Source organism: Campylobacter sp. 2352 PW (assembly GCF_024723575.1).
GTDB lineage: Bacteria > Campylobacterota > Campylobacteria > Campylobacterales > Campylobacteraceae > Campylobacter_D.
On the sequence record NZ_JANQCX010000015.1, the window covers coordinates 1 to 24,961 of the forward strand.

Genomic DNA, 24,961 nt, shown 5'->3' on the forward strand with positions numbered 1-24,961 from the left:
AAAAAAAGGACTGTGGATATTGGTTTATAACATGTGGTAAATTTTTAGAAAAATAGTGGGAAATGATAGAATATGAGTTATTATAAAATATGAAAAATTTCGTGTCAAATATAAAGAAAATAATATCTTAAATATAGATAATAAATAAGAAAGTAAAAGAGAATACAAACAATTAAAGATAAAACTTGATTTAGATAAATTTATACTCAAAATACTTGAAAACAATAAATGGATTAAGTATATTATCTTTTTTGTTTATTAAGAAGATTCACACTTAGTAAAACAATAAAACTAAAAATTAATAGTATGAGACTATAAATATGGGCTGTGGTAAAATCTAAATTTTCCATACTTTCATATATAGCAATACTAGCTACTTTTGTTTCTCCGCTTAAAGAACCGCCTATCATTAATACTATACCAAACTCACCCATAGTATGTGCAAAACTTATCACCAAAGCACTTAATATAGCTGGTTTAATACTAGGTAAGATTACTTTAAAAAGTGTGATGAAAGAATTTTTTCCCAAAGAAAAACTAGCTTCTATAATATTTTTAGAAATCATAGACATTGCATTATATAAAGGATTAAACATAAAAGGTAAAGAATAAATACAACTTGCTATCACTAAACCTTCAAAGGTAAAAGCTAAAGTGATATTAAAGTGTTTTTCTAAAAAATTACCCAAAAAAGAGTATTTTGAAAACAAAATCAACAAGTAAAAACCAACAACAGATGGTGGTAAAACCAAAGGTAAGGTTATTATGGTTTCTAGAATTTTTTTTGCTCTAAATTGCTTAAAAGTAAAAACCCAAGCAAGAGGTATGCAAAAACAAAACAAAATTATACAAGTAATAATAGAAAGCTTTATGGAAACTAAAAAAGGTGTCCAATCTATACTTAATAATAATTGTGTCATTATTGAAACTTTCTCAAGTCAAAAAAAGACTTGAGATTACTTTCCTAAATTTGGCTCCATTTCTATAATTTTCCAAGGAAGTCCTTGAGTATTTAACTCATCCATAAAAGGTTTAGCATCAAATTCTTCCATGTTAAACACACCTTTTCCTTGCCAAATTCCTTTAGCAATTAACTTTGTTCCTATCATTGCAGGAACTCCGGTAGTATAACTCACAGCTTGCGCTCCAGTTTCTTTAAAGCACTCTTCGTGATTGCAAACATTGTAAATATAAACTTGTCTATCTTTTCCATCTTTTACACCACGAATCACACAACCTATATTAGTATAACCTTTAGTGCGAGGGCCTAAACTAGCAGGATCAGGAAGTAGTGTTTTTAAAAATTCTATTGGTATTATTTCTTTGCCTTGATGCATAACAGGCTTAATACCTAGCATACCAACATTTTCAAGACATTTCATATGAGTTAAATAGCTTTGCCCAAAAGTCATAAAAAATCTTATTCTTTTTAAACCTTTGATATTTTTTACTAAGCTTTCAAGCTCCTCATGATAAAGTAAATAGCTATCCTTTACCCCTACTTCAGGATAATCCCATTCCATTTTTATTTCCATAGGTGCAGTTTCTATCCATTTTCCATTTTCCCAGTAACGACCTTTAGCAGAAACTTCTCTTAAGTTAATTTCAGGGTTAAAATTAGTTGCAAAGGCATAGCCATGATCTCCAGCATTGCAATCTAATATATCTATATAATGAATTTCATCAAACAAATTTTGCTGTGCATAAGCACAAAATACATTAGTAACACCAGGATCAAATCCACTGCCTAAAAGTCCTAAAATTCCTGCTTGTTTAAATTTATCATTTCTTGCCCATTGTTCTTTATATTCAAATTTAGCCAAATCAGGATGTTCATAGTTTGCAGTATCTACATAGTGGATATTAGTTTGAATGCACGCATCCATTAAAGTAAGATCTTGATAAGGTAAAGCCACATTTAATAAAATTTCAGCTCCTGTTTTTTTGATAAGTTCTACAACAGCAGCGGTGTCATCTGCGTCTATTTGCTCAGTTTGAATTTCTACACCTAAACGCTCTTTTATAAAAGCTGCTATTTCATCACATTTACTTTTAGTTCTACTTGCTAGGGTTATTTTACTAAAGACATCACTATTCATTGCACATTTTACAGTCGCAACACGGCTTACACCACCTGCACCTATAATCAAAAGATTTTTCATCATTTTTCCTTAAATTTTTTAGAAAATTGTAACAAAAAAACTTTATAAAGCATTGAAATAAAAAAACAAAAAATAATTTTTATAATGTTTTTTTAAAATAAAACAAGTAAAATGATAGTTTTTTAAATTTTTTAAGGACACTTATGAATTTACAAAGTGTGGAACTTTCTTATCCTATTGTTATTACTTTTATTACCTATGCATTTTTAATGCTTTTTATAGGTTTTTATTTTTACAAAAAAAATCAAAACAGTAAAGATTATTTTGTTGGTAATGCTTCCATGGGGCCTGTAATATCTGCCTTAAGTGCAGGTGCTTCTGATATGAGTAGTTGGCTTTTAATGGCTTTTCCTGGTGCTTTATATGCAGCTGGTTTGGGACAAATTTATATAGCCATAGGTTTAAGCTTTGGTATGTTTTTGAACTGGACTTTTGTTGCTAAAAGATTAAAGATTTTTTCTCAAATAGCCAAAGAATGTATTACAATTCCTGATTTTTTCGAAAGTCGCTTTCATGATGATAAGCATATTTTAAGAAGCATTTGTGCGGTAGTTATTTTGGTATTTTTTACTATTTACATTAGCGCTGGATTAGTAAGTGGTGCTAAACTTTTTGAAAGTGTATTTAATTTGCCTTATATTTTTGCCTTGAGTATTGGATTTTTAGTTATTGTTTTATATACTTTTTTAGGTGGTTATAAAGCTGTATGCTGGACTGATATGATACAAGGACTTTTAATGATGAGCTCATTAATCATCATTCCTTTTGTGATGATTTTTGAACTTGGTGGCTTTGGCGAAGCTTTTTCTACTATAAATGATGTAAAACCCCAAGCCTTTGGTTTAGATGGTGGTGGTTGGCTAGTTGTAGTATCAACCCTAGCATGGGGGCTTGGTTATTTTGGTCAACCTCACATTTTAATTCGTTTTATCTCTATAAAAAATGTAAAAGAAATTCCTACTGCAACTTTTATAGGCATAACTTGGATGGTAATTTCTTTATTTGGTGCTGCTATGATAGGATTTTTAGGTATTGCTTATATAGCTAAATTTAATCTTACTTTAAATGACCCTGAAAGAATATTTATCGTAATGTCTCAAGTGCTTTTTAACCCTTGGGTGGCAGGAATTTTACTCAGTGCGATTTTAGCAGCTATTATGAGTACAGCTAGTTCTCAACTACTAGTGTGTGCTTCTAGCTTGGTGCAAGATTTTTATACACAAATCTTAAAAAGAAAAGCAAATGATAAAAATATTACTTTATTATCACGTCTAGGTGTTTTAGCTGTTGCTTGCATAGCTTTTATACTTTCACTTGATACTCAAAGTCAAATTTTAGGTATAGTTTCTTACGCTTGGGCTGGTTTTGGTGCAAGCTTTGGAAGTGTTATTTTATTTTCTTTATTTTATAAAAATATGAGCAAAGAAGGTGCAATAGCTGGAATGGTTAGTGGAGCTTTAACTGTTATATTTTATAAACATTTTGGTTCAAATTTTATAGCAATTTATGAAATCATTCCTGGATTTTTAGTTGCAAGTTGTTTTATTGTGATTTTTAGTATAATTTTTAAAGCAAAAAAACATACAATAAAACACTATGAAAAAATGTTAAAAGAAATTTAAATGTTTAAATCTTTTTTTTATTCAAAAAAATGGGCATTGTGGGCTTATTTGGGTTTGTTTTTTTTACTAGCTTCTTTACTTGCTCAAACTTCCATTAATGTTACAATAAATGAATGGTATAAAGAATTTTATGATGTTTTACAAGATGCAAAAAATCATAGTATAGATGACTTTTATCATTTTATTAAGCAATTTTTATATCTAGCATTGCCTTATGTATTAATCGCTACTATCACACAATATTTTGGAAGTATTTATGCCTTTAAATGGCGTGAGGCTATGACTTTTGATTATATTAAATTTTGGCAAAAAAAAGATGATAACATAGAAGGTAGCTCACAAAGAATTCAAGAAGATATTTATAATTTTTCAAAAATCATAGAAAGCTTAGGATTGGCTTTTGTTAAGGCAATTATGACTTTAATTGCTTTTGTGCCAATTTTGTGGATGTTAAGTGCGCATGTTAATTTACCTATCTTAAAAGACATTAATGGATCCTTAGTATGGATTGCATTTTTGGTTTCTTTGGGAGGTCTTGTTATATCATGGTTTGTTGGCATTAAATTACCTGGTCTTGAATATAATAATCAAAAAGCTGAAGCTGCTTTTAGAAAAGAACTTGTTTTTGCTGAAGATGATAGAAAAAATTATGCGAGCGATGAAAGTATTTTAAGTTTATTTACTGGACTTAAAATCAATTATAAAAGATTATTTTTGCATTATGGGTATTTTAATATATGGCTTTATTTATTTGAGCAAATCATGGTTATAGTGCCTTTTTTAATCATGGCTCCAAGCTTGTTTTTAGGACTTATACAACTTGGAATTATCATACAAGTTGGCAATGCTTTTGATCAAGTTAGATCATCATTTAGTATTTTTATCACCAATTGGACAACTATCACACAATTGCGTAGCATTTATAAACGTTTAGATGAATTTGAAAAAAATATTGAATATAGAAAACATAAATTAATTTAAAATATGTCGTTTATTTTAAGCTAATTTTATAGTTTTGATTTGATATAATTTTGCAAAAATTTTATTAAAGGAGTTTTTTTGGACCCCAGTCAATCTTTAGACTTAAATCAAACATTACCCGCTGTTGCCTCAATTGATGTAGGCTATTCTACTTTTATGATTCTTGTTGCATTAGCTTTAGTGCTTTTAAATGGATTTTTTGTTTTATCTGAATTTGCTATTGTTAAAGTACGTAGATCAAAACTCGAAGAAATGGTAAAAGAAAAAAAACGTAATGCAAAAAAAGCTTTAGAAGTCACTTCAAAACTAGATACTTATTTAAGCGCCTGCCAACTTGGTATTACGCTAAGCTCTCTTGCTCTTGGTTGGATAGGTGAACCTGCTATTGCTAAAATTCTTGAAGTTCCTTTGGCAAATTTAGGCTTAGCTCCAGCATTAATTCATACTATAGCATTTGTTATCGCTTTTGCTATTATCACATTATTGCATGTTGTATTAGGTGAATTAGTTCCAAAGAGCGTTGCTATCGCTATTGCAGATAAAGCTGTTTTATGGGTTGCAAGACCATTACATTTGTTTTGGTTACTTTTCTTACCTTTCATTAAAACATTTGACTTTTTAGCTGCAGTTTCTTTAAAAGTTATAGGTATTAAACCTGCTAAAGAACATGAATTAAGCCACTCTGAAGAAGAAATTAAATTTATTGCAAGTGAAAGCCAAAAAGGTGGAGTTTTGGATGAATTTGAAACTGAAATCATACGTAATGCTGTTGATTTTTCAGATACAGTAGCAAAAGAAATCATGACACCTAGAAAAGATATGATATGTCTTAACAAACAAAAAAGCTATGAGGAAAATATGCAAATAGTTTGTCAGTACAAACACACACGCTTTCCATATATAGATGGTTCTAAAGATATCATTTTAGGTATGGTACACATTAGAGATATCATGCAAAACGAACTTAGCAAAGATAAGAAAAATTTAGATGATTTTTTAATCAAAATGATCTTGGTGCCAGAAAATATCAGCATATCTAAAGTCCTTTTCATGATGAACAAAGAACAAGTGCACACAGCGTTAGTAGTGGATGAATATGGTGGCACAGCTGGACTTTTAACCATGGAAGATATTATGGAAGAAATCGTTGGAGATATTAACGATGAGCATGATGATTCTAGTCCACATTTTAAAAAACTTGCAGAAAACATTTATGAATTTCAAGGAAGATATGAAATTAGCGAAGTAGAAGAAATGCTTGATATACGCTTTAATGAAGAGCTAGAACAAGTCACTATAGGTGGATATGTTTTCAATCTCTTAGGACGCTTACCGGTAGTTGGAGATAGAATAGAAGATGAATTCTGCTACTATGAAGTCAAAAAGATGGATGGAAATAGTATAGAACGCATTAAAGTTGTACGCAAAAATACTGATGAAGAAGAGTGATAAACTCTTCTTTTACTTTATACAGTCTCAATCTTATCCATTCTAACCTACAAGGAAAATATATGCAATTACATGATGAAATTAATCAATTTATGCAAGAATGCAAAAGTATTATGATATCTTCTTTAAATTTAAACAATCAAACAATATGCTCATACGCACCTATTATAAAAATTAAAAATGACTTTTATATTTATATTAGTGAAATTGCTGAGCATTTTGAAGGAGTAAAATACAATAATAAAAACATAGAAATTATGTTTATAGAAGATGAAAAAGATTGCATGTCAATCTTTGCAAGAAAAAGACTTAAATTTAGAATAGAATGTATAGAAATAACAAGAGATAATCAACTCTTTGAGCAAGTATTAAATACTTATGAAAATGAAAACAACAAAGAAGTGATTCAAGTCATTAAAAATATGAAAGATTTTCATTTATTTCAACTTATACTGAAAAATGGAAGATATGTTAAAGGTTTTGGAAAAGCATATGAAATTAATAAAGGAGTAGTTAATTTAATTAATTCAAAAGGACATAAATAATTCAAGATGAGCTTTTTGCTCATCTTGATAGATTAACCGTTTCTTTTTTTGATAATTTCTTCAGAAACGTTTTTTGGAACTTCATCATAGTGATCAAATTCCATAGAATAAGTAGCACGACCTTGAGTTTGACTTCTAAGATCGGTTGAGTAACCAAACATCTCAGCCAAAGGACAAAATGCTGTAATAATTTTATTACCACCTCTTTCATCCATTGAATTTACTTGACCACGACGTTTATTTAAATCTCCAATAACATCACCCATATATTCTTCTGGAGTTTCAACTTCAACTTTCATCATAGGTTCTAAGATTACTGCACCTGCTTTTCTAGCACCTTCTTTAAAGCCCATAGAAGCTGCAAGTTTAAATGCCATTTCAGAAGAATCCACTTCGTGATAGCTTCCATCATAAACAGTTACTTTAACATCTTCAACAGGATATCCTGCTAAAACACCGTTTTGCAATGCTTCTTGTATACCTTTATCAACCGCTGGAATATATTCTTTTGGAATTACCCCACCTTTGATATCATTTACAAACTCATAACCACTGCCTGGCTCAAGCGGCTCAAGTCTTAAGAATACATGACCATACTGACCACGACCGCCTGATTGTTTAGCGTATTTGTACTCTTGCTCAACTGTTTTTCTAATAGTTTCACGATAAGCAACTTGAGGTTGACCAACTTCTGCTTCAACTTTAAACTCACGAAGCATTCTATCAACAATAATTTCTAAGTGAAGCTCACCCATACCTGAGATGATAGTTTGACCACTTTCTTCATCTGTAGAAACTCTAAAGCTTGGATCTTCTTGAGCTAATTTATTTAAAGCAATAGACATTTTTTCTTGATCTGCTTTTGTTTTAGGCTCAACAGCAACTGAAATAACAGGATCTGGGAAATCCATTCTCTCTAAAATAACTTTATCTTTTTCACTTGCTAAGGTATCACCAGTTAGTGTATCTTTAAGACCAACAACTGCTCCAATTTCCCCTGCATATAAAGTTTTAATCTCTTCTCTTTTATTAGAGTGCATTTTCAAAAGACGACCAATTCTTTCTTTTTTATCTTTTGTTGAATTATATGCATAAGAACCGCTTTCTAAACTTCCTCTATATACACGAACGAAAGTTAATTGTCCAACAAATGGGTCAGTCATAATTTTAAATGCAAGACCTGCAAATTCACCATCATCAGTTGATTTTACAGAAACTTCTGTACCATCTTCATACTCACCTTTGATATTAGCAACTTCATCAGGAGCTGGTAAATAAGCAACAACAGCATCAAGCAATGGTTGAACGCCTTTGTTTTTAAAAGCCGTACCACAAAGCATAGGAACCATAGAAAGACTTAAACATCCTGCTTTAATACCTGCTTTGATTTCTTCTTGAGTAAGTTCTTCACCGCCTAAATATTTCTCCATTAATTCATCGCTTGTTTCAGAAACAGCTTCTATCATTTTTACACGATATTCTTCAGCCTTTTCTTTAAGCTCAGCTGGAATTTCTTTTTCTACATAATCGGTTGGTTTGCTTTCATCTTCCCATACCAAAGCTTTCATAGTGATAAGATCAATCACACCTTTGAAATTATCTTCAGCACCAATTGGAATTTGAAGTGGAACTGGGTTACCTTTTAAGCGATTTTTAATTTGCTCTTCCACGTTAAAGAAATTTGCACCAATTCTGTCCATTTTATTTACAAAAACAATTCTTGGAACACCATATTTATTAGCTTGTCTCCAAACAGTTTCTGATTGTGGTTGAACTCCACCTACTGAACAAAATACTGCAACAGCACCATCTAAAACACGCATTGATCTTTCAACTTCGATTGTAAAGTCAACGTGGCCTGGAGTGTCTATAAGGTTAATTTGGTGATTTTTCCAAAAACAAGTTGTAGCAGCAGAAGTAATTGTAATACCTCTTTCTTTTTCTTGTTCCATCCAGTCCATTGTAGCTGCACCATCATGTACTTCGCCAATTTTATGACTCATACCTGTAAAGAAAAGAATTCTTTCACTAGTAGTTGTTTTACCAGCATCAATGTGAGCTGCAATACCTATATTTCTAACTCTTTTTAAAGGAGTACTTCTTGACATGTTTTACTCCTCTTACCAGCGATAATGAGCAAATGCTTTATTAGCTTCTGCCATTTTATAAGTATCTTCTTTCTTCTTAAATGAAGCGCCTTTACTATTAGCTGCGTCTAATAATTCAGCTGCTAATTTTTCAATCATAGTTCTTTCACTTCTTTTTCTAGCAAAAGAAATAATCCATCTTATAGCTAAAGCTTGTTGTCTAGCTGGGCGTACTTCTACTGGAACTTGATAAGTAGCACCACCAACACGACGAGATTTAACTTCTAATAAAGGCTTGATATTTTCAATAGCATCATTAAAAATTTCTATACCTTTTTTTTCTCCACCTTTTTTATCGATAGCTTCTAAAGCACCATACATAATAGTCGTAGCCGTGCTTTTTTTACCATCATACATTAAAGAATTAATGAATTTTGTGATTACTTTATTTCCATAAATCGGATCTGGCAAGACTTCTCTTACCGGAGCTTTTCTTCTTCTCATAATTTTCCTTCAAATTTATAATTTTACTCAAACAAAATCAAATCTAACGGATTTGTCTGCAATCTTATTACTTAGCTGCTGCTTTAGGGCGTTTTGCACCATATTTAGAACGAGAAACAGTTCTTTTTGCAACACCTGCAGTATCTAAGGCACCACGAACAATGTGATACTTAACACCTGGTAAGTCTTTTACCCTACCACCACGCACTAAAACGATGCTGTGTTCTTGTAGGTTGTGACCTTCACCACCGATATAACTAATAACTTCAAAGCCACTTGTAAGTCTTACTTTGGCAACTTTTCTTAACGCTGAGTTTGGTTTTTTAGGAGTTGTTGTATAAACCCTAGTACAAACTCCCCTTCTTTGTGGGCAATTTTTAAGCGCTGGTGATTTAGATTTTTCTAAAACTTTTTTGCGCTCTTTTCTAACCAATTGATTTATGGTTGGCACAGTAATTCCTTTCATTAATAAAATAATAAACTTTGGATAATATCTAAATTTTACTTATAAAATTATAAACTATTAAGGTTTTCTTGGAGTTTTTCTAAAAACAAATAAATGTGATAAGCATCATTGGTGGCATGATTAACATTAATACTAAAAGGAATGAGAATTTTTTTATTTTCTTTTATAATCTTTCCACTTGTTATAATAGGAAAGAAATACTGCTCTTTTTTTGGCAAGTGTAAAGAAAAATTCTCAAAAGCCACCCAAGGAATGGCAGAAATATTAAAAATATTATCTATAGGTTCTTTTAAAAACATACTTTTATCGTTTTTTATTAATTGTTTATCCTCTTCATATAAAGATAAAAAATCATTTAAATTTTCTTTATAGAAAGTCCAAAGAACAGAAAAAGTTTTAGAATCCTTATGAAAAATAGTATAAGAAGGATGGATAATATCATAACATATTAGTTGTTTGTTTTGATCTAAACTAAATTTAAAATTATCAAAAGCATTTATACTTTTACTAATAGTGTGGATAAAACAAGGGTAGAATTCATAATTATTATTTTTAATAAAATAATAAAAAGAACTGATATCTAATTTAACAGTAATTTCAAACGAGCAAGGAATATTTTGAGTATAAAATTCAAAATGATCCTTTCTTTTATATTTTTCCAAATCAATCACTTTGAACATAATACACTCCAAAAATCCTAGCAAAATCGCTAGGATTGAAAATTAATTTTGTTGTTTAAGCTTTAAATTTTGATCTCCATAAAGACCTGTACCAACAGGAATCATACGACCTAAGATTACATTTTCTTTTAGATCTTCAAGATAATCAAATTTACCTGCAATACTTGCTTCTGTTAAAACTTTTGTTGTTTCTTGGAACGAAGCAGCTGAAATCACACTATCACTTCCAATAGCTGCTCTTGTAACCCCAAGCAATACAGGCTCAGCCACAGCAGGTTCACCGCCATATCTTAAAATTCTTTCATTTTCTTCTCTGAATTTTCTTCTTGAAACCAAATCACCTACAATAAAGTTTGTATGACCACTATCAACAATTTTTACTTGTCTTAGCATTTGCGATACGATGATTTCAATATGCTTATCAGAAATCACAACACCTTGACCACGATAAACTTGCTGAATTTCAGAGATAAGATAATAATGCAATGCTTTTTCACCTAAAATTCTAAGTACATCGTGGCTTGAAATAACTCCATCGGTTAATTTTTCACCCGCATGAATAAATTCACCATCTCTTACTTGAATGCGTTTTGATTTATCAATTAAATACTCTGCACTACTTCCATCTTCTGCTTGGATAATGATTCTTTCTTTTGATCTTAAAGGTTTATCAAATCTAACAACCCCGTCAATTTCAGCCACAACAGCAGTATTTTTTGGCTTTCTTGCTTCAAATAATTCAGATACCCTTGGAAGACCTCCAGTAATATCTTTTGATTTAGCTGCTGCCTTTGGTGTTTTAGCTAAGATATCAGCTTGCTTAACCTTATCGCCATCGTTTACATAAATAACAGTTTTTGGCTCTAGCTGATAACGCACCACTTTATCGTTTTCACCTATGATTAACAACGCTGGACGCACTCCACTTGGTAAATACTCATTAATAACAAGTGATCTTTTACCAGTTGCTTCATCAATTTGCTCATCAGCACTATAGCCTGATTCAATATCTTCAAAGTTAATTGTACCTGCAACTTCTGCAATTACAGTATTATTATATGCATCCCATTCAGCAATGATAGTTTTATCTTCTTTGCTTGATTTTGCTATGATAGTTTTAGGATTATCCACAAAAGTACTATCATCAAATTCAATCACAGAATCTCTTGGTATATAGTGTCTTTTTGCTTCTCTATCATTTTCATCAGCAATAACAACAAAAACACCTTTTTCTTTAACTACATCACCTTTTTTAAGATTTCTAATTCTATCTAAACCATCCCCTTTAAGCATATAAAACTTCAAGGTACCTTTTGCACCAGCTACAATATCCTGAGTGATAGGATCGCCATCTTTTACTAACAATTCACTCGCATAAGGGATACGGTTTGGTATATTCCAACCCTCTTTGATTACTTCTACAATACTTTCATTTTCAGCTACTTCAGTACCATCGCTATATGGAATATATAATTTACCTTCAATATTACCACTTACACCGGCAAGCTCATTAGCTTTTGCTAAGTCATACTTTCTTAATATAAATTTAGCTTCATTGTTTTTTGCTTTAACGCTAACCACCACATCCTCATATGCATGCTCAATATGGATAGTTCCTTTAAATGGAGCTTTGATTTTTGGCTCCACAAGTAAAATAGCAGCATTGCGATGATTAGCCACTATAGTTTTACCTTGTCTATCTTCATAGGTATTAAGATTATAAAATCTTACAAAACCTTCTTTATGTGCTACCACTTGACGATCTTGTAAATCTGTACTAGCAGTACCACCACTGTGGAAAGTTCTTAGTGTAAGCTGTGTTCCTGGCTCACCGATTGATTGAGCAGATATAATACCTACAGCCTCACCTGGTTTAACTAATTTTCCTTCGCCTAGATTAATACCATAGCATTTAGAACAAACTCCTTTTTTAGCTTTACAAGTAATAGGAGTTCTAATGCTTACACTCTTTACTCCACTTTCAACAATAATTCTAGCTTTTTCCTCATCTACTAAAGTACCTTCTGAGAACAAAATCTCATTAGTAATAGAATCAATAATATTTTCAGCTAAAACTCTTCCTAAAATTCTTTCTTCTAAGGTTTCAATCACAACACCATCTGCAGTAATTTCATTAATTTCAACACCCTCATGTGCACCACAATCTTCCATTGTAACTTTTACATTTTGTGCCACATCGATAAGTTTTCTTGTCAAATAACCTGCATTTGCTGTTTTCAACGCTGTATCTGCAAGACCTTTTCTAGCACCGTGAGTTGAAATGAAATATTCAAGAACGTTTAGTCCTTCACGGAAGTTCGAAATGATCGGTGTTTCAATAATAGAACCATCAGGTTTAGCCATAAGACCCCTCATCGCAGCAAGCTGTGAAATTTGAGCTGCTGAACCCCTAGCACCAGAATCTGCCATCATATAAATAGAGTTAAACCCTTCTTTGTCTTTTTTAATCAACTCCATCATATCTTTTGATAAGACATTATTAGTACTTTTCCAAATATCAATAATCTTGTTATATCTTTCGCCTGAAGTAATCAAACCTAAATTATATGAATTTTGGATTTCTCTTACTTGTTTTTTAGCTTCTTCTATACTTTTTTGCTTTTGATCAGGCACAATAATATCAGCAATTGAAATAGAAATACCCGCTTTTGTTGCATATTCAAAACCAAGATCTTTTAATTTATCTAAAAAGCTAGCACTTACTTCAAGGCCACCTTCTTTATAAACATAATCAACCAAAGCTGCAATATCTTTTTTCTTCATGACTTTATTCCACATATTTTCAGGAACAAAATCAGGCAAGATAGACTTAATAATTAATCTTCCAGCAGTCGTAGTGATTTTTCTACCATCAACTACACTTCTAATACTTGCATGAATATCTAAAGATTTTGCTTCTAGGGCAATCATAACCTCTTCAATACCTGTACAAATTTTATGCTCACCCTTAGCACCATCTTTTTCTAAAGATAGATAATAAATCCCCAAAACCATATCTTGAGAAGGTACAGTCACAGAACGACCACTTGCTGGAAGCAAGATATTCATAGATGAGAGCATTAATACTTTACACTCAGCTATTGCTTCTTGTGATAAAGGCACATGCACAGCCATTTGATCCCCGTCAAAATCAGCATTAAATGCTGCACACACCAATGGATGAAGTTGAATTGCCTTGCCCTCTACAAGCACAGGATGGAAAGCTTGGATGGAAAGCTTATGCAAGGTTGGTGCACGATTAAGCATTACAGGATGACCTTTAACAACCTCTTCTAAACACTCCCAAACCTCATTGGTTTTATTTTCTATCATTTTTTTAGCTTGTTTTACAGTGGTAGCATAACCTTTTTCTTCAAGTTTAGCTAACAAATGTGGCTTAAATAATTCCAAAGCCATTTTTTTAGGTAAACCACATTGATCCATTCTAAGTTTTGGCCCAACAACAATAACACTACGACCTGAAAAATCCACCCTTTTACCAAGTAGATTTTGTCTGAAACGACCTTGTTTTCCTTTGATGATTTCACTTAAAGATTTTAATGGACGTTTATTTGCACCTTTAACTGCATTTGCTCTTCTGCCATTATCAAATAAAGCATCAACTGCTTCTTGAAGCATTCTTTTTTCATTTCTAATGATAATTTCAGGTGCATCAAGCTCCATAAGTCTTTTTAAGCGTGTATTTCTATTAATAACTCTTCTATATAAATCATTCACATCAGAAACTGCAAATTTTCCACCATCTAAAGCCACCAAAGGTCTTAAATCAGGTGGTAACACAGGTAAATTTGTAATCATCATCCACTCAGGACGATTTGGAACTACTTCATCACTATTTGTATTAGTATTTAAATTACTATTTAAGAAATTTTCAACCACTTTTAAGCGCTTGATGATAGTTTTTTTCTTTGCTTCTGAATTAGTTGCTGCAATATCTTCTTTTAATTTATTTAAAAGCTCAACAAGATCTAAATTTGCTAGTAAATCTCTAACAACTTCACCGCCCATTCTAGCTTTAAATCCACTACTTTCATAGCGTTGCATTAAATTTAAATACTGCTCTTCATTTAATACATCACAAAATTCAACTTTTTTAGTATTTTCATTATCATAGTATGCATCACCTGGATTTTCTACTATATATGCTTCATAATACAATACGCGCTCTAAATCTTTCATCTTTACGCCAAGTAAAGTACCGATACGACTTGGCAAAGAATTTACATACCAAATATGAGCCACCGGTGTAACTAATTCAATATGCCCCATTCTTGAACGGCGTACTTTAGAACTAGTAACTTCAACACCACATTTTTCACACTTAATACCTTTAAAACGCATTTTTTTATACTTACCACAAAGACATTCATAATCTCTTACTGGTCCAAAAATTTTAGCGCAAAAAAGCCCGTCTCTTTCAGGCTTTAAAGTTCTATAATTAATTGTTTCTGGTTTTTTTACTTCGCCATAAGACCATGATTTGATTTTTTCAGGACTTGCAAGTCTTAATTGAAAAGCTTCAAAGTCTCTAGGTCTACCATCTTCTTTTATTTCGATAGGTTTAAATTTACTCATTATTCTCATCCTTATCAAAAATCTCAACATCTAAAGCAAGAGATTTTAATTCATTTGTAAGCACAAAGAATGTCTCTGGAATACCTGTTGCTGGAACATTCTCACCTTTTGTTAAAGCTTTATAAGCACTAAATCTACCTTCAACATCATCAGATTTTATGGTTAACATTTCTCTTAGAGTATGAGCTGCTCCATAAGCTTCAAGAGCCCAAACCTCCATCTCACCAAATCTTTGTCCACCAAATAAAGCCTTACCACCAACTGGTTGTTGTGTTACAAGACTATAAGGTCCAGTACTTCTTGCGTGAACTTTTTCATCTACTAAATGGTGTAATTTAAGCATATACATACATCCAACATGCACACGCTCTGCCATTTTTTCACCAGTTCTTCCATCATAAAGCTCGCTTTTTCCATCCATAGCTATTTTAGCCATTTCAAAAAGCTTACCAAATTCTTCAACCGTTACACCTTCAAATACAGGAGTAGCAAATTTCACTCCTTTGGCCCAATCCCTAGCATAAGAAATAAGCTGTTCATCATTTAAAGTTTGCACAAATTTCTTTTCTAATTCAAGTCTAGATACACTACAAATTTCAAGAATTTTTTCACGTAATTCTTTTACAAAATCTTTTTGTCTTCTATCAAAAATTTCTTGAATTTGATCACCTAGTCTCATACCAACAATCCCTAAGTGGCTTTCAAGAATTTGTCCTATGTTCATACGACTTGGAACCCCTAGAGGATTTAAAGCTATATCAATAGGTCTTCCATCAGGTAAATATGGCATATCAACTTCTGGAACAATATTAGATACAATACCTTTATTTCCATGGCGCCCTGCCATTTTATCCCCAACTTTCAATTTTCTCTTAGTCGCGATATATACTTTAACAAGTTTTACTACCCCACTTGGTAAAATATCATCTTTTTCTAAAATTTCTAATTTTTCATCATGCTCTGTTTTAAGTTTTTTCTTCTCATTTTGGAAATGATTTTTTAAATCATCATATTCTTTTTGTACTTCTTTAGAATAAGCTTTAACTAAAGAATTTAATGCAAAACGATTGATTTTTTCTAATTCTGTAATTTCTACTTTAGAGCCTTTTTTATATTTAACACCATTTATTTCTTCATCTGAATTTAAAGCTGATTTAGAAAGTAAAGAACATACTCTTAAAGTTTCTTCTCTATCCATCATTAAAAGTCTATCATGATGTTCTTTTTCAAGATTTAATTTTTCATCATCATAAGCTTTTATAGCGCGTGCATCTTTTTCATAACCTTTTTTAGTAAAGATTTTTACATCTACAACAACACCTTCTAATGAGGCGGTTGCATATAAAGATTTATTTACAACATGTCCAGCTTTTTCACCAAAAATAGCTCTTAATAATCTTTCTTCAGGTGTAGGTTTTACTTCACCCTTAGGTGAAACTTTACCTACCAAAATCATACCAGGCTTTATATGAGTTCCTATTTTAGCGATACCACTCTCATCAAGATGTGCTAAATCTTCTTCTTTTACATTTGGAATGTCTTTTGTAATTTCTTCTACACCATCTTTAAGCTCTCTAGCCTCTACTTCTTTTTCATAGATATGAACACTAGTAAAAGTATCTTCACGTAAAATTTTCTCACTAATTACAATAGCATCTTCATAGTTATACCCATGCCATGGCATAAATGCGATTAAGGCATTCTTGCCAATAGCAAGTTCGCCTTGATCCATACTTGGACCATCTGCAATGATTTGACCTGCTTGAACAAATTCTCCTTTTTTAACAATTGGATGCTGTGTAAAAGTTGTATTTTGATTTGTTCTTAGATTTTTTTCCATTTTGTAATGATCTATAAATGGCCCATTTTCATCTTCGCCCAAAATAAAAATATTTTTATTATCAACTTTTTCTACAATCCCTGCTCTTTTAGCTTTAATAGCCTCCCAAGCATCACGAGCAATGATTTTTTCCATACCAGTACCTACTATAGGTGCTTGTGCGGTTAGTAAAGGCACTGCTTGACGTTGCATGTTTGAACCCATTAAAGCTCTGTTTGCATCATCATGCTCTAAGAATGGGATTAATGACGCTGCAACCCCTACTATCATACCTGAACAAAGATCAATTAAATGTACTTCTTCTCTTCTTGCTAGGATTGTTTCACCATCTTGTCTTGCTTCTACAAATTCCTCAACAATATTACCTTTTTCATCAATTTTAGTTGAAGCCGCTGCAATCACTAAACCTTCCTCTTGAGTAGCAGTCAAGTAAACAATTTCATTACTTACTTTTCCATTTTCTACTTTCTTATAAGGTGCTTCAACAAAGCCTAGATCATTTACTTTAGCATAAGTTGAAAGCGTATTAATCAACCCGATGTTTTGACCTTCTGGAGTTTCAACAGGACAAATTCTTCCATAATGCGTTGCATGAACATCACGTACTTCAAAACCTGCTCTTTCTTTTACTAAACCACCTTCACCAAGCGCTGATAAACGACGTTTGTGAGTCACTTCACTCAATGGGTTTGTTTGATCCATAAATTGAGATAATTGACCACCAGTAAAAAATTCCATAATTGTTACAGTAATTGTCTTAGGATTAATCAAATCATAAGGCATTACTTTATCAATATCTGTATTTAAAGCCGTAAATTTATCTCTAATTGATTTTTGCATTTTAGCAAGACCTACATGAAGTTCATTTGCTAAAAGTTCTCCAATTGATCTTATACGACGATTACCTAAATGGTCTCTATCATCAATATGACCTCTACCATTTTTTACTTTAATTAAATATTTTGCAGTTTTTACTATATCTTCATTGGTTAAAACCGTAACATATTCAGGCGTATCTAAGCCTAATTTATGATTCATTTTCATACGACCAACTTTTGTTAGATCATATCTTTCAGGATTAAAAAATAAATCATTTACAAAAGCTTTTGCAGCATCTTTTACTACTGGTTCGCCTGGTCTCATTACTTTATAAATTCTAATAGCTGCTAAATCATTCTCATCATCTATATTCTCAGTTTGTTTTAATAATTTTAAAGTTTCATTATCTTGAATGAAAGAATTAATAATAGCAGCATCTACTCCATTAGCTAAGTCATTAGCAATATCGAACTGTTTCTCCTCTTTAATTTTTGCTAGTTTTCCCTCATCTAATAGCGTTAAAGAATCAAATAAAACCTCACCAGTTTCTTTATTAATAATAGGATTAGCTAAATATCTATTTGTTAAAATTTCGACTGGATATTCAACCCATTTAATCCCATCTTTTACAAGCTGTTCAGCTTTTTTCTTTGTCATTCTTTTACCAGCTTGATGAATTACATTGCCTTTTTCATCTTTTAAGTCATACTCAACTCTATCTAAAAAGTCATTTGGATTAAATTCGGTTAAGAATTTATCTTTTTTAACATGAATAGTTTGTATAGGGTAAAATAATTTTATAATGTCTTGTTTTTTATAACCAAGCGCTCTAAATAAAATTGTAATAGGCACTTTTCTTCTTTTATTAATACGCACATAAAGCACATCTTTAGCATCATATTCAAAATAAAGCCAAGAACCACGATCTGGTATGATTTGGGCTGTATATACTAATTTATTTGCAACAGTAGAACTTTCTTCTTCTTTAAATATAACACCTGGACTTCTGTGAAGTTGATTTACTACAACCCTTTCAACTCCGTTAATTATGAAAGAAATTCTATCTGTCATTAAAGGGATTTCTCTAATATAAATTTCTTGTTCTTTAATATCTTTTATACCAATTTTTTCACCCGTTTTTTCATCTTTTTCATGTAAAGTTAAACGGATTTTCATTTTTAAATTTACAGAATAAGTCAAACCTCTTTCCATACACTCTCTAATAGTGTACTTAGGTTTACCTACTTCACTACTTACATATTCTAAACTTAATCTATTTTGTGGATCATGAATTGGAAAAATAGATTTAAATACTTTTTCAATTCCACTTTCTGAATTTTTAGCATCTATGTTTAAAAAATAATCAAAACTTTTCTTTTGTAATTGTAATAAATTTGGAATGTCTATTTGTTGTGGAACATTCGAGAAGTCTATTCTTAAACGATTTCCTGATTGTGAATTTAACATATTATTATACCCCATGGTAAAAGTATTGAAAGAAAGAATCCTAATTAAAGGAAAACAAGAAAGGACATACAATCCTTTCTTTTAAAACAAAAAAATTATTTAAGCTCAACCTTAGCGCCAGCTTCTTCAAGTTGTTTTTTAGCTTCTTCGGCTTCAGCTTTGCTAACACCTTCTTTAAGAACTGATGGAGTTTGTTCAACAGCATCTTTTGCTTCTTTTAGTCCAAGACCAGTTAAAGCACGAACAACTTTAATTACATTGATTTTTTTATCGCCACCATCTTGTAATACGATGTCAAATTCAGTTTTTTCTTCAGCAGCACCGCCAGCAGCACCTGCAACAGCAGCACCTGCAACCATAACTGGAGCGGCAGAAACACCAAATTTTTCTTCAAATTCTTTTACTAATTCTGAAAGTTCAAGAACACTTAGGTTAGAAATAAATTCTAATACATCTTCTTTAGTAATTGCCATTTTTTATCCTTTTTAAATTTTATTCAGCTTCTTTTTTTTCTTTTAATGCATTTAATCCAATTGTAAAATTGGTGATTGGTGCATTCCAAACTTGCAAAAGCATAGCAAGCAATTCATTGCGAGAAGGCATTTTAGCTAAAGCTTTAACTTTATCTACTGAAGCAACTTCGCCATCAATAAATGCGGTTTTGATTTCAAATGTTTGATTAGCTTCGCTAAATTTATCAGCAACTTTTGAAACATTTAATTGGTCTTCACCCCAAAGATAAATATTTGTATCTTTAAGTTCCATTCCATCTTTGCCGGCATTTTTAAGAGCAATACTTGCTAAAGTATTTTTAATAATTTGAACTTTAACATCCATTTCTCTCGCATTATTTCTTAACTCTTCAAGTTTTTTAGTGTTTAAACCTTTGTAGTTACAAACTACAACAGCTTCACTAGCCTTAAAACCCTCTTCAAGCTTAGAAACAAGTTCAATTTTTTGGCTTTTAGTCATCTTTACTCCTTTCCGACCGGTGATTTCAAGCAGAGCAGAAAATCTAATTAAGTCCTAAGACCTCGGCTATCTCCAATCTAAGATAAAAATTAGATAAAATAAAAGTTATTATCTTATCTAATTTTTATTAATGAGAGAAAAACTCTCATTAATTTTATTTTGTATCAAGTAATTCTTGAGTATCAAGAGAAAGAGAAGGACTCATAGTCAAAGAAAGACTAGCATTTTTAATATATCTTCCTTTTGCAGCAGCTGGTTTATGTTTATTAATAGCTTTTACAAATGCTGTCATATTTTCTTTTAATTGTTCTTGAGTAAAACTAACTTTACCCAAACCTGCATGGATGTTTCCTTGTTTATCAACACGGAAATTAACTTGCCCATTTTTAGCATTATTAACAGCTTGAGCAACATCCATTGTTACTGTACCTGTTTTAGGATTTGGCATCAAACCTTTAGGTCCTAAAATACGACCTACTTTACCTACTAGACCCATTAAATTTGGTGTAGCAATTAAAACATCAAAATTCATATTACCTTTTTGAATTTCTTCTACTAAATCATCGCTACCAACTATATCAGCACCTGCATTTTTTGCTTCATCAGCTTTTGCATCTTTTGCAATAACAGCAACACGAACTTTTTTACCTGTACCGCAAGGTAAAACAACACTACCTCTTACCATTTGATCTGCATGTCTTGGGTCAACATTTAATTTTAAAGCAATTTCAACTGTTTCATCAAATTTAGCAGAAGCAAGAGTTTTTACTGTGCTTATTGCCTCATCCATTAAATAGTTTTTATTTGAATCTATTTTTTTTAATAATTCTGTAAATCTTTTAGTATTTTTAGACATCAATTTTCTCCGCATTTTATATAAAGTGCTACCGCCTTTTTAAACTCTTGGCGGTAAAGAGTATTAATCTACGATTTCAACACCCATAGAACGAGCAGAACCCATGATAATTTTAGCAGCTTGCTCTCTATCTTTTGTATTCATATCAGCGATTTTTTTATCTACAATTTCTAAAACTTGTGCTTTAGTTAATTTACCTACTTTATTTTTTAAAGGATTATCCGCACCTTTAGAAATACCTGCAGCTTTTTTAATTAAATCTGTAGCTGGTGGTTGTTTTGTTATAAATGTAAAGCTTTTATCTGCATAAACAGTAATAACAACTGGAATATTAAAACCAGCCATATCTTTTGTTCTTTCATTAAATGCCTTACAAAATTCCATAATATTAACACCTTGTTGACCTAAAGCAGGACCAACTGGAGGTGATGGATTAGCCTTAGTAGCAGCTATTTGTAATTTAATTTCTCCTACGACTTTTTTAGCCATAACCTTTCTCCTTTACTTACTATATAATCAAACTATTTTTTCAACTTGAGAGTATAAGATTTCTACTGGAGTTGATCTACCAAATATAGAAACATTTAGCTTTAAAACGCCTCTAACCATATCATATTCCTCTACAATACCGACAAAGTTTGCAAAAGGACCTTCAGTTATTCTTACACTTTCTTCTTTATCAAATGAAATTTTAGGCTTAGGTGCTGCTTTATTTTTCACCTTTTCTAAAATAAGATTGATATCTTTTTCACTTAATGGAGTTGGTTTTTTACTTTCACCTATAAAACGACCAACCTTTGGTAAAGACTGAATTTTGTGCCAAAGCTCTGTTGATAAGTCTATATTAGCAAATACATAGCCTGAATATAAACTTCTTTCGCTTATTTTTTCTTTACCATTTTTAAATTCAATCACATCTTCAGTTGGAACAATTACTTCTAATAATTGCTCTTGAATTCCATGATCTCTAACTAAATTTTCTATGGCTCTTTTTACAGCCATCTCACTACCTGCATAAGTTTGAATTGCATACCATTTATGATTCATTTTTCTATCCTATAATCTTAGATAATGAAAATGACATAATCAAATCAACTAATGCTAAAAATAATGAAACAACAGTAACAACTACAAAAACTGTAATATAAGCATTTCTAACTTGCTCTTTCAAAGGCCAAATTACTTTTCCTAATTCAGCTTTTGACAATTTAAAATAAGTTATTAGTTTTTCCATATTTTACCTTATTTTGTGGCAGGGCAAGAGGGATTCGAACCCCCAACCATCGGATTTGGAATCCGGCGCTCTACCGTTGGAGCTATTGCCCTAAGGGCTTTTTTATAAAAGCCTTAACTTTTTAATTTAACTTCTTTATGAATTGTATGTTTTTTCAATCTTGGGCAATATTTTTTTAATTCTAACTTTTCAGTTGTATTTTTACTATTTTTAAAAGTGCTATAATTAATATCACCGCACTCTTCACATTTTAAACCAACTTTAATTCTCATTTTTATTCCTTAAAAAGCGAGATTAAATCTCGCTTATAATTATTTAATAATTTTAGAAACAACACCTGAACCAACAGTACGGCCACCTTCACGGATAGCAAAACGAGTACCTTCTTCAAGTGCAACTGGTGCAATAAGACTTACAGTAATTCTAACATTATCGCCTGGCATAACCATTTCAACGCCTTCTGCAAGTTGGATAGAACCAGTAACATCAGTTGTTCTTACATAAAATTGTGGTCTATAGTTATTAAAGAATGGAGTATGGCGTCCACCTTCATCTTTATTTAAAATATAAACTTCTGCTTCAAAATCAGTATGAGGAGTGATTGATTTAGGTTTAGCAAGAACCATACCACGAAGAACATCTTCTTTTTTAGTTCCACGAAGAAGAACACCAACGTTATCTCCTGCTTCACCTTGATCCATTTCTTTTCTAAACATTTCAACACCAGTTACTGTAGTGCTTTGTGTTTCTCTAATACCAACGATTTCAATAGTATCACCAACTTTAACAATACCTTTTTCAATTCTACCAGTAACAACTGTACCACGACCTGAAATTGAGAATACATCTTCGATAGGCATTAAGAAATCTTTATCTGTATCACGAGCTGGAGTTGGAATATACTCATCAACTGCTGCCATAAGATCTAAGATTTTTTTAGACCATTCACCATCTTGTCCAGCTTTTGCTTCTTCAAGAGCTTGTAAAGCCGAACCTGAAATAATTGGAGTATCATCTCCTGGGAAATCATAAGAGCTTAATAACTCTCTAATTTCCATTTCAACTAATTCTAATAACTCAGCATCATCAACCATATCAGCTTTGTTCATGAAAACAACAATATATGGTACACCTACTTGACGAGAAAGTAAGATGTGCTCTCTAGTTTGTGGCATTGGACCATCTGCAGCAGAAACAACAAGAATAGCACCATCCATTTGAGCAGCACCAGTAATCATGTTTTTAACATAGTCAGCGTGACCTGGACAGTCTACGTGAGCATAGTGACGATTTTCTGTTTCATACTCAATGTGAGAAGTAGCAATAGTAATACCACGCTCTTTTTCTTCAGGAGCGTTATCGATATTATCATAATCTTTAAGCTCAGCCAAACCTCTTCTTGAAAGAACAGCAGAGATAGCAGCTGTTAAAGTAGTTTTACCGTGGTCAACGTGACCAATAGTACCAATATTTACGTGAGGCTTATTACGTGAAAATTTTTCTTTAGCCATCTTTTTCCTCCATATAAAATTTACAAACAAATACTAATTTATGTTTTATAATCTTTTGAAATCAATGGAGCTCATAGCGGGACTTGAACCCGCGACCTCTCCCTTACCAAGGGAGTGCTCTACCTCTGAGCCATACGAGCGCTCAGAAAAATTAAAAACATAAACTATAAAATTTTGGAAATTTGAAACTGCTAGAAATTCTGAATTTAAAAACAGCTCCCAGTTTCACTCTACCAAAATCAGGTTGGAGCGGGAAACGGGACTCGAACCCGCGACCCTCAGCTTGGAAGGCTGATGCTCTAGCCAACTGAGCTACTCCCGCAAAGCAATGGTGGTGAGTCGTGGATTCGAACCACGGAAGGCGAAAGCCAGCAGATTTACAGTCTGCCCTCGTTGGCCACTTGAGTAACTCACCATGAATAATAATGCTTTTTATTTCTGGTCAAACACTGCTATTAACAATGGAGCTGGTTAAGGGACTTGAACCCCCGACCTGCTGCTTACAAGGCAGCTGCTCTACCAACTGAGCTAAACCAGCAAAAAATAAAGTTGAATTATAATGTAATTTTGAATTAATGTCAAGTGTTTTAAATAATTTTGTATAATTTTTAAAAAACAAAGGATTTATTATGAAAATTTTATTTTCACCTAGTGAGGGAAAAAGTAAAATAAATACACATAGTTGTTTAAATGAAAAATCATTCATATTTAACAAGTTATACGATAATAGACTTGAAGTAATTGCTAAATACAAAAAATTTATTAAAGAATGTGATGAAAATGTTCTTGAAAAATTTTTTGGTATCAAAGATAAAGATGAATTATATGATCTTAGTCATGATATATTAAAAAAAGATACAACTAAAGCGGTTCAAAGATACAATGGTGTTGCTTTTGAATATTTAGATTATGAGAGTTTGGATGAAATAGCTAAAAAATATATAGATGAAAATATATTAATATTTTCAAATCTTTTTGGTCCTATGTTAGCAAAAGATTTAATACCTTATTATAAATTAAAACAAGGAGAAAAAATCAAAGATTTTAATATAGAAAAATTTTATAAAGAAAATTTTTCCGGTGAACTTGATGATTTTTTAGAAAATGAATTAATAATCGATCTTAGAGCTAAATTTTATGAAAAATTTTACACCATTAAACAACCCTTTA

Annotated in this window: 21 protein-coding genes and 5 tRNA genes; 5 read left to right on the forward strand and 21 right to left on the reverse strand. The window is 31.7% G+C overall.

The window, feature by feature from the left end; translation table 11 throughout:
* Positions 1–242: 242 nt before the first annotated feature.
* Both modB and CAMP5121_RS07085 read right to left on the reverse strand, forming a co-directional pair.
* A complete protein-coding gene (gene modB, locus CAMP5121_RS07080; RefSeq protein WP_263679660.1) occupies positions 243–920 on the reverse strand; it encodes a molybdate ABC transporter permease subunit in 678 nt (225 codons plus the stop codon).
* Between the two features lie 36 nt (positions 921–956).
* Complete coding sequence (locus CAMP5121_RS07085) at positions 957–2,162, reverse strand: saccharopine dehydrogenase family protein (protein ID WP_263736533.1); 1,206 nt, start codon at positions 2,160–2,162, stop codon at positions 957–959.
* A gap of 143 nt (positions 2,163–2,305) precedes the next feature.
* Here CAMP5121_RS07085 and putP point away from each other — a divergent pair, with 143 nt between their 5' ends.
* The 4 genes from putP (at position 2,306) to CAMP5121_RS07105 (ending at position 6,759) form a co-directional block, all read left to right on the forward strand.
* Positions 2,306–3,784 carry a sodium/proline symporter PutP gene (gene putP, locus CAMP5121_RS07090; protein ID WP_337215205.1) on the forward strand — a complete coding sequence of 493 codons (1,479 nt, stop codon included), beginning with the start codon at positions 2,306–2,308 and terminating at the stop codon, positions 3,782–3,784.
* Positions 3,785–4,765: a putative transporter gene (locus CAMP5121_RS07095; RefSeq protein WP_337215206.1), complete on the forward strand. Its 981-nt coding sequence runs from the start codon at positions 3,785–3,787 to the stop codon at positions 4,763–4,765.
* Positions 4,766–4,843: 78 nt separating this feature from the next.
* Complete coding sequence (locus CAMP5121_RS07100) at positions 4,844–6,214, forward strand: hemolysin family protein (protein ID WP_263707295.1); 1,371 nt, start codon at positions 4,844–4,846, stop codon at positions 6,212–6,214.
* Between the two features lie 62 nt (positions 6,215–6,276).
* Positions 6,277–6,759: a pyridoxamine 5'-phosphate oxidase family protein gene (locus CAMP5121_RS07105; RefSeq protein WP_337215207.1), complete on the forward strand. Its 483-nt coding sequence runs from the start codon at positions 6,277–6,279 to the stop codon at positions 6,757–6,759.
* 32 nt (positions 6,760–6,791) lie between these two features.
* Here the strand turns inward: CAMP5121_RS07105 and fusA are convergent, their stop codons facing one another.
* The 19 genes from fusA to CAMP5121_RS07200 all read right to left on the reverse strand — a co-directional run bounded on the left by fusA (position 6,792) and on the right by CAMP5121_RS07200 (position 24,329).
* The gene (fusA, locus tag CAMP5121_RS07110) at positions 6,792–8,867 is read right to left on the reverse strand and encodes an elongation factor G (protein WP_039668128.1); all 2,076 of its coding nucleotides are present in this window, start codon (positions 8,865–8,867) and stop codon (positions 6,792–6,794) included.
* Between the two features lie 12 nt (positions 8,868–8,879).
* Positions 8,880–9,350 (reverse strand): 30S ribosomal protein S7, encoded by a 471-nt coding sequence (rpsG, locus tag CAMP5121_RS07115; RefSeq protein WP_012661188.1) that lies wholly within the window; start codon positions 9,348–9,350, stop codon positions 8,880–8,882.
* Between the two features lie 67 nt (positions 9,351–9,417).
* Positions 9,418–9,801: a 30S ribosomal protein S12 gene (rpsL, locus tag CAMP5121_RS07120; protein WP_012661187.1), complete on the reverse strand. Its 384-nt coding sequence runs from the start codon at positions 9,799–9,801 to the stop codon at positions 9,418–9,420.
* A 62-nt stretch (positions 9,802–9,863) separates the two neighbouring features.
* Positions 9,864–10,496, reverse strand: a complete 633-nt coding sequence (locus CAMP5121_RS07125; protein ID WP_337215208.1) for a CatA-like O-acetyltransferase — start codon at positions 10,494–10,496, stop codon at positions 9,864–9,866.
* A 42-nt stretch (positions 10,497–10,538) separates the two neighbouring features.
* Positions 10,539–15,092, reverse strand: coding sequence for a DNA-directed RNA polymerase subunit beta' (rpoC, locus tag CAMP5121_RS07130; RefSeq protein WP_337215209.1), 4,554 nt, complete (start codon positions 15,090–15,092; stop codon positions 10,539–10,541).
* On the reverse strand, positions 15,085–19,218 hold the full coding sequence (rpoB, locus tag CAMP5121_RS07135) for a DNA-directed RNA polymerase subunit beta (protein ID WP_337215210.1): 4,134 nt from the start codon (positions 19,216–19,218) through the stop codon (positions 15,085–15,087). The genes rpoC and rpoB overlap by 8 nt, the downstream gene beginning before the upstream one ends.
* Positions 19,219–19,313: 95 nt before the next feature.
* Positions 19,314–19,691 carry a 50S ribosomal protein L7/L12 gene (rplL, locus tag CAMP5121_RS07140; protein ID WP_012661184.1) on the reverse strand — a complete coding sequence of 126 codons (378 nt, stop codon included), beginning with the start codon at positions 19,689–19,691 and terminating at the stop codon, positions 19,314–19,316.
* A gap of 19 nt (positions 19,692–19,710) precedes the next feature.
* Positions 19,711–20,190 carry a 50S ribosomal protein L10 gene (gene rplJ / locus CAMP5121_RS07145; RefSeq protein WP_012661183.1) on the reverse strand — a complete coding sequence of 160 codons (480 nt, stop codon included), beginning with the start codon at positions 20,188–20,190 and terminating at the stop codon, positions 19,711–19,713.
* A 154-nt stretch (positions 20,191–20,344) separates the two neighbouring features.
* Positions 20,345–21,046, reverse strand: a complete 702-nt coding sequence (gene rplA, locus CAMP5121_RS07150; protein WP_039617747.1) for a 50S ribosomal protein L1 — start codon at positions 21,044–21,046, stop codon at positions 20,345–20,347.
* Positions 21,047–21,109: 63 nt separating this feature from the next.
* Complete coding sequence (gene rplK, locus CAMP5121_RS07155; protein ID WP_012661181.1) at positions 21,110–21,535, reverse strand: 50S ribosomal protein L11; 426 nt, start codon at positions 21,533–21,535, stop codon at positions 21,110–21,112.
* 27 nt (positions 21,536–21,562) lie between these two features.
* The gene (gene nusG, locus CAMP5121_RS07160) at positions 21,563–22,093 is read right to left on the reverse strand and encodes a transcription termination/antitermination protein NusG (protein ID WP_012661180.1); all 531 of its coding nucleotides are present in this window, start codon (positions 22,091–22,093) and stop codon (positions 21,563–21,565) included.
* Positions 22,094–22,097: 4 nt separating this feature from the next.
* Positions 22,098–22,280, reverse strand: coding sequence for a preprotein translocase subunit SecE (gene secE, locus CAMP5121_RS07165; protein ID WP_012661179.1), 183 nt, complete (start codon positions 22,278–22,280; stop codon positions 22,098–22,100).
* Between the two features lie 16 nt (positions 22,281–22,296).
* Positions 22,297–22,372 (reverse strand) — tRNA-Trp (locus CAMP5121_RS07170).
* Between the two features lie 21 nt (positions 22,373–22,393).
* Positions 22,394–22,552 (reverse strand): 50S ribosomal protein L33, encoded by a 159-nt coding sequence (rpmG, locus tag CAMP5121_RS07175; protein ID WP_012661178.1) that lies wholly within the window; start codon positions 22,550–22,552, stop codon positions 22,394–22,396.
* 39 nt (positions 22,553–22,591) lie between these two features.
* Entirely contained in the window at positions 22,592–23,791 is a 1,200-nt protein-coding gene (tuf, locus tag CAMP5121_RS07180) for an elongation factor Tu (protein WP_039668122.1), read from the reverse strand.
* Positions 23,792–23,856: 65 nt separating this feature from the next.
* A tRNA-Thr gene (locus tag CAMP5121_RS07185) sits at positions 23,857–23,931 on the reverse strand.
* Between the two features lie 105 nt (positions 23,932–24,036).
* Positions 24,037–24,113: transfer RNA gene (locus CAMP5121_RS07190), tRNA-Gly, on the reverse strand.
* A 7-nt stretch (positions 24,114–24,120) separates the two neighbouring features.
* Positions 24,121–24,206: transfer RNA gene (locus tag CAMP5121_RS07195), tRNA-Tyr, on the reverse strand.
* A gap of 47 nt (positions 24,207–24,253) precedes the next feature.
* Positions 24,254–24,329 (reverse strand) — tRNA-Thr (locus CAMP5121_RS07200).
* Between the two features lie 91 nt (positions 24,330–24,420).
* Here CAMP5121_RS07200 and yaaA point away from each other — a divergent pair.
* Positions 24,421–24,961, forward strand: a 541-nt coding sequence (gene yaaA, locus CAMP5121_RS07205; protein ID WP_337215211.1) for a peroxide stress protein YaaA, incomplete at its 3' end; no start/stop codon positions are given.

Excerpts from the sequence above, each read along its gene's own strand:
- modB (WP_263679660.1), bottom strand. The coding sequence starts at position 920 with ATGACACAATTATTATTAAGTATAGATTGGACACCTTTTTTAGTTTCC.
- CAMP5121_RS07085 (WP_263736533.1), bottom strand. The coding sequence starts at position 2,162 with ATGAAAAATCTTTTGATTATAGGTGCAGGTGGTGTAAGCCGTGTTGCG.
- putP (WP_337215205.1), top strand. The coding sequence starts at position 2,306 with ATGAATTTACAAAGTGTGGAACTTTCTTATCCTATTGTTATTACTTTT.
- CAMP5121_RS07095 (WP_337215206.1), top strand. The coding sequence starts at position 3,785 with ATGTTTAAATCTTTTTTTTATTCAAAAAAATGGGCATTGTGGGCTTAT.
- CAMP5121_RS07105 (WP_337215207.1), top strand. The coding sequence starts at position 6,277 with ATGCAATTACATGATGAAATTAATCAATTTATGCAAGAATGCAAAAGT.
- fusA (WP_039668128.1), bottom strand. The coding sequence starts at position 8,867 with ATGTCAAGAAGTACTCCTTTAAAAAGAGTTAGAAATATAGGTATTGCA.
- rpsG (WP_012661188.1), bottom strand. The coding sequence starts at position 9,350 with ATGAGAAGAAGAAAAGCTCCGGTAAGAGAAGTCTTGCCAGATCCGATT.
- CAMP5121_RS07125 (WP_337215208.1), bottom strand. The coding sequence starts at position 10,496 with ATGTTCAAAGTGATTGATTTGGAAAAATATAAAAGAAAGGATCATTTT.
- rpoC (WP_337215209.1), bottom strand. The coding sequence starts at position 15,092 with ATGAGTAAATTTAAACCTATCGAAATAAAAGAAGATGGTAGACCTAGA.
- rpoB (WP_337215210.1), bottom strand. The coding sequence starts at position 19,218 with ATGTTAAATTCACAATCAGGAAATCGTTTAAGAATAGACTTCTCGAAT.
- rplL (WP_012661184.1), bottom strand. The coding sequence starts at position 19,691 with ATGGCAATTACTAAAGAAGATGTATTAGAATTTATTTCTAACCTAAGT.
- rplJ (WP_012661183.1), bottom strand. The coding sequence starts at position 20,190 with ATGACTAAAAGCCAAAAAATTGAACTTGTTTCTAAGCTTGAAGAGGGT.
- rplA (WP_039617747.1), bottom strand. The coding sequence starts at position 21,046 with ATGTCTAAAAATACTAAAAGATTTACAGAATTATTAAAAAAAATAGAT.
- rplK (WP_012661181.1), bottom strand. The coding sequence starts at position 21,535 with ATGGCTAAAAAAGTCGTAGGAGAAATTAAATTACAAATAGCTGCTACT.
- nusG (WP_012661180.1), bottom strand. The coding sequence starts at position 22,093 with ATGAATCATAAATGGTATGCAATTCAAACTTATGCAGGTAGTGAGATG.
- secE (WP_012661179.1), bottom strand. The coding sequence starts at position 22,280 with ATGGAAAAACTAATAACTTATTTTAAATTGTCAAAAGCTGAATTAGGA.
- rpmG (WP_012661178.1), bottom strand. The coding sequence starts at position 22,552 with ATGAGAATTAAAGTTGGTTTAAAATGTGAAGAGTGCGGTGATATTAAT.
- tuf (WP_039668122.1), bottom strand. The coding sequence starts at position 23,791 with ATGGCTAAAGAAAAATTTTCACGTAATAAGCCTCACGTAAATATTGGT.